This window comes from Pseudomonas sp. NY15437 (genome assembly GCF_048068435.1).
In the GTDB taxonomy this organism is placed as follows: domain Bacteria; phylum Pseudomonadota; class Gammaproteobacteria; order Pseudomonadales; family Pseudomonadaceae; genus Pseudomonas; species Pseudomonas nitroreducens_B.
This window is the reverse complement of record NZ_JBLUQC010000031.1, coordinates 1-5,245: the sequence shown is the minus strand read 5'-3', so window position 1 is coordinate 5,245 and position 5,245 is coordinate 1. Positions and strand designations below refer to the sequence as shown.

Here is a 5,245-nt window from a genome sequence, read left to right as displayed (position 1 = left end):
GGGCGGCAGCCGCGTGCAGCTCAAGGGCGAGCGCAGCAAGCCCTGGCGCGTCTCCGCCAGCCGCGACAACAACGGCGACTCCACCTCCGGCGAACAGCAGGCCGGCGTCGGGCTGGACTGGGACAGCCCGCTGGGCCTGGCCGACCAGTTCGGCCTGCGCTACGGCCAGGACGTGGTCAGCGACCACTGGAAGCACTCCGACAACCAGAGCCTGTGGTACAGCGTCCCCTACGGCTGGTGGACCTTCAACTACAGCTACAGCCGCAATTACTACCGCACGCGCAACGAGGACGCCGGCTTCGCCTTCAAGTACGACGGCGACAACGAGACCCACCAGCTGGGCGCCCAGCGCGTGCTGTTTCGCGACGACGTGAGCAAGACCGGGGTGAGCTTCGGCCTCAGCCACCAGCGCACGCGCAACTACGTCGACGACACCCTTCTCGACGTCTCCAGCGACTACCTGCTCGGCCTGCTGGGTTACGACCCCGACCAATCGCAGAAGCGCCTGGGCGACGGCCTCTATGAACAACGCCTGATCCGCGATGCCATCGTTGCCCGCACCGGGCAGCGCTACATCGCCGGCATCACCGACGACGAAAACCTGTTCAAGTACTTGATGGACAACGCCATCGCTTACAAGGACAGCCTGCACCTGAGCCTCGGCGTTGGCCTCACCGCCGAGCAAGTCGCTGCACTCACCCACGACATTGTCTGGCTCGAAGAGGCCACCGTAAACGGTGAAAAAGTCCTGGTGCCGGTGCTTTACCTCGCCCAGGCCGACGGCCGCCTGGCGCCTAATGGTGCTCTCATCATGGGCAAGGACGTGTCCCTCATCAGCGGCGGCGACCTCAGCAACCAGGGCACCCTGCGCGCCAGCGGCGATCTATCCGCCACCGCTGCCAACCTCAGCAACACCGGCCTCATTGAAGCCGCCGGCCGCCTCGACCTGCTTGCCTTGGACAGCATCAAGAACAGCCAGGGCGGCGTCATCGCCGGGCGCGATGTCAGCCTTACCGCCCTCACTGGCGACGTGCTCAACGAGCGCAGTGTCGCCGTCCACGACGGCGGTGTTGGCAAGCGAACCTGGACTCAGAGCTTCGCCGACAGTGCCGCGCGCATCGAAGCCGCCGGCAACCTCGACATCAGCGCCGGCCGCGACATCAGCAACCTCGGCGGCAGCCTCAACAGTGGCGGCGATCTATCGATGCAAGCCGGGCGCGACATCAACCTGACCAGCGTTGAGTTGGAAAACGGCCGCACCAATGGCCGCAACTACAACCAGAGCACCACCCAACTGGGCGGCGACATCAGCGCCGGGCGCGACATCAGCCTCGACGCTGGGCGCGACGTCAGCGCCATCGCCAGCCGCATTGATGCGGGCCGCGACATCGGCATCAACGCCGGCCGCGATGTCGTCCTGGCCTCGGCTGCCGATGAGCAGCACCGCTACGACAAGAGCAAAAAGGTCACCCGCCAGCAAGACCACATCGACCAGCGCTCCACCGAGATTACTGCCGGTGGCGACGCCCTGATTGCCGCCGGCCAGGACCTGACCCTCATCAGCAGCAAGATCACCGCTGGCAACGAAGCCTACTTGGTGGCCGGCGACAAGATCCAAGTACTCGCCGCTAACGACAGCGACTACAGCCTCTACGACAAGAAGTCCAAAGGTAGCTGGGGCAAAAAGAAAACCCAGCGCGACGAAGTCACCGACGTGAAGGCCATGGGCAGCGAAATCAGCGCCGGCGGCGACATCACCCTGCTCAGCGGCGGCGGCCAGAAATACCAGGCCGCCAAACTCGACAGCGGCAACGACATCGCCATCGTCAGCGGCGGTGAAGTGGACTTCGAAGCCGTGAAGGACCTGCACCAGGAAGGCCACCAAAAGAACAACAGCGACCTGGCCTGGAGCAGCTCCAAGGGCAAGGGCAACACCGACGAAACCGTACGCCAGACGCAGATGATCGCACACGGCGACGTGGTCATTAAGGCGGTGGATGGCCTGAGCATCGACTACAAGCACCTTGACAAAAAATCGGTCAGCCAAGCCATCGATGCCATGGTCAAGGCCGATCCGAACCTCGCCTGGATCAAGGACGCCGAAGCGCGTGGCGACGTGAACTGGCAAGCCGTGAAGGAACTGCACGACAGCTATTCCTACAGCCATTCGGGGATGGGGCAGGGGACAATGTTGGCCGTGGCGATTGTGGCCACGGTGCTCACCTATGGCGCGGCCAGCACGGCGATTGGCGCGGGGGCCGCATCCAGTACGGCACTCAGTGCAGGCACAGCAGCGACCGCTACCTCCGCTGCTACCGCTGCCGGCTGGGCGAACGTCGCCCTCTCCATGGGCGCAGCGTCGCTAGCCTCCACCGGTGCCGTGAGCACGATCAACAACAAGGGCGACATCGGCCAGGGCCTCAAGGACACCTTCAGCGGCGACAGCCTCAAGCAAGCCCTGGTCGCCAGTGTGGTGGCGGGCTTCATGGCCGCCTATGGCCCCGAGTGGTTCGGTGGCAAGACCGATCCCGCCACCAACACCACCACCTCCACGGCAGGCCAAGGCGCAGTGGGCGCCATCCCGGATGTCACCAACCCCGCCAACTGGTCGCGCTTCGCCGGCATGCAACTGACCCAAGGCGCACTGACCGGTGCCGCCAACGAAGCCCTCGGCCAAGGCAACTTCGGCGATGCCATGCAGGGTGCGCTGTACAGCATCATGCAGGCCAGCGCCTTCAAGTATGTGGGCGACTTGGGCCTCACAGGCAGTAGCCTGCAGAACACGGCGGCTCACGCGCTGGCGGGCGGTTTGCTGGCCGAGGCCATGGGCAGCGACTTCAGAACGGGCGCCATCGCGGCCGGTGCCAGCGAAGCCATGGCCGATACGTTGCAGAGCGGCTTCCTTTCAGGCACTGATGAACAAGCCAAGCGCCTGCAACAAGCCGCTGCGCAGATGGTGGGCATCCTTGCTGCCGCAGGCGTCAATGGCGATGTGCAAGTTGGTGGGGATATTGCCAAGAGTGGGATGGCCTACAACCGACAGTTGCACCCCGCGGAACGAGAGTTGGCGAAGAATTTGGCTGAGAAAAGCGGTGGTAAATACACTGTTGAGCAAATAGAAGAGCAGCTACGATTTTCTAACATTAACGGTACTGATGTAGGACCGGCTACAGATATGCTTAGCAAGCCTGGGGAATTAATATACGACGTGGGTGGCAAGTGGCTGAAGGTTGGTGATGATGTATATCTTCAGCAGTTTGCAAAGCTGGATCTTGATGTTGTTGCATATATCCAGTCCTCCACGAGCGATTACAACTGGTCTGCTTTCCCGATGGCGCCAAGTCCAGATTGGAGCAAAACACCTTCTGCCGGAAAAGAGATGCGCGACCGGTTGACTGGATATGTTCTTGATGAAACTGGAAGATACACAGTTCCGGTTGCTGTTGAAGGGGTTGTCTATTCTCCTAAGTTCTTACCATGCGCCTCCAGCGAATGTATTGCCACTGGGGCGAATTTGGATTTTTCGAATATTGAAACGCTGCGCTATTTAAGGGCCGCAGATACAAAGTCTCTTAACGATTTGAGTAAGATACTTGCGGTTGGGGCTATCGTCACCAGCGGAGGTACAGCTACTGCTTTGGGGGCCGCATCTAACATTCCTAGCCTTATGGCGGGATATCTTAAGGGTGATTTATCGGGAGCGATGTCGTCCGCAGCTTTAAGTGCAGGATTTGAATCCTATGCTAGTGCCAGAGGTCTTTCCCCCGACATCGCCGGGAAATTGGCAAATATCCTTACTGTCATGGGTACTTGGGATGGGGTGGTTGAAAATGGGCGAGATTTGTTTAAATAAATTCTCTGATCTTATATATAAATATCGTTTCGCTATTCTTCTGATAATGGTGATAGCTAGTTTTTTAAATGCGCTGAGATTTGTAGGCAAGTGGGGGGAGTTTTGGGGGGTGGTGGCTGTGCAAGTTTTCTATGGTCAGGCAGTTTTTTGCTATATCTCTCGAAGGACAATTCGTATAGGGCCGGGCGGGATAACGACAGATTGTCCATGGGCGGGGCGGATGGCAGCAGGGGGTTTCTCTTTGTTGGTCTATTTACTTATGTTCGCGTTCAATGGGTATGGTCGTGACTGGTGGTGACTTTTCGCACAAATGGTGTTCCCAGTTCGAACTACTTCCTGCTGTCCCGTCCAAATGTCCAATTGACTTTCCCCGTCTTCGGACGGGTAGATTTTTGAGTTTGCTGCTTGACGGCCTGCCTCGCTGCCGCTCCGTTCGTCAGATTTTCTACTGATTTTTCTTCCGCAGTCCTCCAGTTTTCCGGCTTTCTTGTTGTGTGCAGGGTCAGGCAGTTATTGGAGGCACGCCGATGGTCGTGGGTGGAGCTGATAATGGAGATAAATAATGAGTTTAATGCGAACGCCAAAGGAAATGCGTCCGGGTGGCCCCCTAGAGATGAACACCCTGAAAGGGTGTGTTAGATGGTTTTTTCTTGGGTGGTTCTGTTTTTTTGGTATGTGGTACGCATTGAAATTTTTGGAAGCCTAGAAAGTTTACTAGGGATAGTCAGTGATCCTCCTACTGTGGGACAAAGAAGATTTTATAGATTTCTAGCTGTTTCCTTGGCGGGAACCACAATAGTCGGATCTTTTTTTATGGGATTGAATATCTACATAAAACGAAGGCATTCAAAAGAATCTGCTGAGGGGCAGTGGTACGATAAAGAGAACCTGACTCAGGAGGATTTGTATGGTGAAAGGAAAACACCAGAGGAGTCTTCTGATGATGACTTTTCGCGTTGACTGGGTTGTCCCGTTGTCCCGTCCAAGTGTCCAAACCACCTTCCCCGCCTGATGGCGGGGTAGATTTTTGAGTTTTCCGCTCGACTTTCTACCTTGCCGATGCACCGTTCGTCAGATTTTCTGCTGATTTTCCGCTCGCGGTCTCCCGAATTTCTTTCCTTTCCTGCTGTGCGCGCAGCCGAATTTGCCTACTCCGTGGACAGGTAATTTTCTCTCGCGCAAAGCTTCTCGCGCCTACCCATCCAGGTAAAAACCGCTCAGCAAAATTAGAGGCCGTTGGAGGGTCTATATCATCGGAATTTGTTAGTGACAAAACGTCGGGGGTTGAATCGCCCCTAGTTTCGTAGACACCTCCAAGCCTCATAATGAGGCCCATCAGGAGGTGCCATGAGCAACCAGCGTTACCCCGAAGAATTCAAAATCGAAGCGGTC

The 5,245-nt window shown here is 57.6% G+C and carries 2 protein-coding genes; both read left to right on the top strand.

Going from position 1 to position 5,245, the window contains the following annotated elements; all coding sequences use genetic code 11:
- The first annotated feature begins 13 nt into the window (after positions 1-13).
- On the top strand, positions 14-3,853 hold the full coding sequence (locus ACNFIA_RS31800; RefSeq protein WP_416790978.1) for a ShlB/FhaC/HecB family hemolysin secretion/activation protein: 3,840 nt from the start codon (positions 14-16) through the stop codon (positions 3,851-3,853).
- Between the two features lie 639 nt (positions 3,854-4,492).
- A complete protein-coding gene (locus tag ACNFIA_RS31795; RefSeq protein ID WP_416790977.1) occupies positions 4,493-4,813 on the top strand; it encodes a hypothetical protein in 321 nt (106 codons plus the stop codon).
- Positions 4,814-5,245: the final 432 nt, after the last annotated feature.

Coding starts and splice junctions, on each gene's coding strand:
- ACNFIA_RS31795 (WP_416790977.1), top strand. CDS start 4,493: ATGGTTTTTTCTTGGGTGGTTCTGTTTTTTTGGTATGTGGTACGCATT.